Consider the following 3,256-nt stretch of genomic DNA (forward strand, 5'->3'; position numbering starts at 1 on the left):
ATGAATATAGTTTTATTTTGTACGTAATGCATGGCGTATAACTCGACGGTGAAAGTCAGAGGTTTGCAAATTTGACACAGGGTAACTTGAAAATTGCCATGTGCTGATCTAATTAAAATTCCTCAGCACTGTTATAAACCCATCGAGTATCTGGTGGCTTATTTTGAAACCTTTTCCCAAATAAAATTTCAGGGCGTTGTCATTTCCATTTGACACAAAAATAAAAATATCATCTATTGAATCAAAGGAATTTAACCAGTTCATTGACATGTTAAACATAGCTGTACCAATGCCTTTATTCCTGTAATTCTCCTTTATATAAAACTGGGATAAACTGCCTACGTCTTCATTTTTCACTGAATCAAAGTCAAAAAAGGCGTCACACTGCAGAGTAGCGAAACCTCCGGAATATGTAAACTTTGAGGCAATAGTGCTGTAAGCGTATCCAACAATTTCATCGCCGTCTTTTGCTGCAATAATATAATTTGCTTTAGCACTTTTGATGGAAGGAATCATCCTGGTTTCAAAACACATATTGTCAAAAAAATCAGGATGAATGAAAGCCTTGGATTTTTGATAAGCCATCAGTTCATTGCACAGGTCCTTAATGGAGTATATATTCTCTTCTGACAAAACCTCGTAAACGATATTCATTTTACTCTCCCTCCTAAAAGAGCAGACTTAAAAAGTTTTGAACATTATATATACTTTGATATAATTATAATTAGTTACCAGTATTGTAACAAGTATGCAGTATTTTCTGCTTAAGTAAGAAAAAACTGAGTATTGGAGTAAATTTATGAATGATAAAGCTTTATATAAGAACATGCTTGACGATTGCCCATTAACCTTTGCATTAAACCTCATAGGAGGAAAGTGGAGGCTGCCAATAATCTGGGCCTTAAACCAAAGGGGACCCATGAGATATAATGAGCTGAAAAGAAGCATTAAAGGGATCACCAATATGATGCTGACTCAATCTTTGAAGGATTTGGAATCATATGGCATTGTTTATCGAAAGCAGTACATGGAAATACCGCCGCGAGTTGAATACTCGCTGACCGAAAATGGAGAAAATCTAATTTCCGCCCTGAAAGTACTGGCCCACTGGGGCAATGAAATGAAAAATCTAAAATTGAAAGGATGAAGTAAAAGCAGGGTTAAAGACAATTCTTTAGCTCTGCTTTGTTTATCAATAACTAATTATTGATAAACAATAAAAAATTATTGAAAGTATTAAAAATATGTTGTATTATAAAATTACAAAATGGTAAGTGGAGGAATTGATTTATGAAGGAAAATAATTATAACTCTATGTCCAGATTTTTAATAATTGTATTAAATGTGCTTATTGTTTTTGGGGTAGTAGCCTTTGTAAGTTTAGTTATGAGCACATTAGCTACTACCGATATTAGTGAGACAAATGGAAAATACTTGGTAAACTGTATACTGCTTTTTACTGGAACTTCTTCCCTGGTATTTATCCTTTACAGCCTCAGGAAAATTTTAAAATCTGTTATAAATGAAGGGCCTTTTAACATGGGTATTGTGAAATGCCTTAAGAATATTGCCACAAGCAGTTTCATTATAACAATATGCTATTTAGTAAATTTCTTTTACAACAATCAGTTTAAAAACTTCAGTTTGATAAGTATAGATTCAAAAGGCATACACACTGATACGGAATTCCTGATATTCTTCTTTGCAGGCTGTTTTGTTTTGATATTGGCTCAAATATACAAGCAGGCCGTCGAGGTGAAAGAAGAAAATGACTTCACTGTTTAGGCAGTAAAGGAGGCTTATTATGGCTATAATTGTAAACCTTGATGTAATGATGGCAAAGCGAAAGATTTCCCTTAACGAGCTATCTGAAAAGGTTGGGATAACCAATGCTAATTTATCCATTTTAAAGACCGGAAAGGCAAAGGCTATAAGGTTTTCTACACTGGAGGCCATATGCCGGGAGCTAAAATGCCAGCCGGGAGATATTTTAGAATATAGAGAGGAAAAATAGGAGGATTAAAATGGAAGATAATAAATCGGTGGAAATCAAAACCAGTGAAGGCTTATGCTACCTGATGTTTTCATTGCTCCTGGGGTTAGCATTTGACAGGTTATTAATTGACAAGGCCTTTGGTATATCTTATTTCATATTTATAGGGCTGTGCATAATATTCTTCCTATGGTCCGTAAGAGATAAAATAAAATTCAGGAAAAGCTTTGGCTGGTTTTTGCTTCTTCCAATAGCCCTGCTTTCCATGAGCTTTGCAGTTCACACAAACCCCGTATTTTATTTCTTTAATTTTTTAGGGGTGCCCATACTTATGGTTGCCAGCTCCATTTTAATAGTGAATCCAGGCTATAAGTGGGATACTATAGGCTTTATAGTTGAGATGTTGCGAAAAGCTGTGGCAAATGTGTTTATGAATATTGGCAAACCTTTTAAAATTTTAAAGAATTCAATGAAGTTGGGTGAATCTGTGCGAGTAACTGAAGGGAAAAAACAGATAATAACTGGCATACTCGTTTCTCTGCCCTTGCTTCTTATTATAATATTGCTTTTAAGCTCGGCAGATATGGTTTTTGGCTATTACATGGCCAATCTGACGGAGATTTTTAAAAACATAAATATGGAGGACTTTGTAGCTCATATCCTGGCAATTTTGGTTGTTGCCTTTTACTTATTCGGTTATGTCTGGGGATTTAAAGTACAGGAAAATGAGGATAAGAAGGACGCGAACATCACTGTTGATAGCTGGGAACCCGTCACTGTTATTACTGTGCTGGTTATTTTGAATGCATTATATTCAGTTTTTACAGTGATTCAGTTTTCCTATCTTTATGGGGGAGGTAATGCAGCTCTGCCGGCAGGCCTTACTTATGCTGAATACGCCAGAAAGGGCTTCTTTGAGCTGGCCGCAGTTACCTTTATCAATTTTGTAATAGTATTAAGCTGCCTGAAAAATATAAAAAAGCACAATGAAAGGCTTTTGAAGACAGCAAAATTCCTTTTGACTGTCCTTGTGGCATTTACATTAAACATGCTTTTTTCTGCCAATTTCAAGCTTAATCTGTATGAAGAGGCTTTTGGTTACACTTTTTTAAGGGTATGCGTGCACTTATTTATGCTTCTGCTATTCATACTCTGTCTGGTAACAGCTGCTGGAATTTGGTATGGAAAAATTTCTATTGTAAAAAGCATAATTATTATAACATTAATAATGTATACAATTATGGGGTATGAAACTTTAACTGT

5 protein-coding genes are annotated in these 3,256 nt (G+C 35.0%); 4 read left to right on the forward strand and 1 reads right to left on the reverse strand.

The annotated features are described in order from the left end of the window. Positions 1–108 precede the first annotated feature (108 nt). The gene (locus JT739_RS12040) at positions 109–654 is read right to left on the reverse strand and encodes a GNAT family N-acetyltransferase (protein WP_237661370.1); all 546 of its coding nucleotides are present in this window, start codon (positions 652–654) and stop codon (positions 109–111) included. 145 nt (positions 655–799) lie between these two features. Between JT739_RS12040 and JT739_RS12045 the strand changes: the two genes are divergently transcribed. The 4 genes from JT739_RS12045 to JT739_RS12060 all read left to right on the forward strand — a co-directional run. Beyond that, on the forward strand, positions 800–1,147 hold the full coding sequence (locus JT739_RS12045; RefSeq protein WP_237661371.1) for a helix-turn-helix domain-containing protein: 348 nt from the start codon (positions 800–802) through the stop codon (positions 1,145–1,147). Positions 1,148–1,290: 143 nt separating this feature from the next. Continuing rightward, on the forward strand, positions 1,291–1,785 hold the full coding sequence (locus JT739_RS12050) for a DUF2975 domain-containing protein (RefSeq protein WP_237661372.1): 495 nt from the start codon (positions 1,291–1,293) through the stop codon (positions 1,783–1,785). A 19-nt stretch (positions 1,786–1,804) separates the two neighbouring features. Next, positions 1,805–2,014: a helix-turn-helix transcriptional regulator gene (locus JT739_RS12055; protein ID WP_237661373.1), complete on the forward strand. Its 210-nt coding sequence runs from the start codon at positions 1,805–1,807 to the stop codon at positions 2,012–2,014. Between the two features lie 10 nt (positions 2,015–2,024). Beyond that, positions 2,025–3,256: DUF4153 domain-containing protein (locus JT739_RS12060; protein WP_237661374.1), on the forward strand; the 1,232-nt coding region annotated here is incomplete at its 3' end.

The sequence above is a fragment of the Tepidanaerobacter sp. GT38 genome, from assembly GCF_021991635.1.
Taxonomy (GTDB): Bacteria; Bacillota; Thermosediminibacteria; order Thermosediminibacterales; family Tepidanaerobacteraceae; genus DTU063.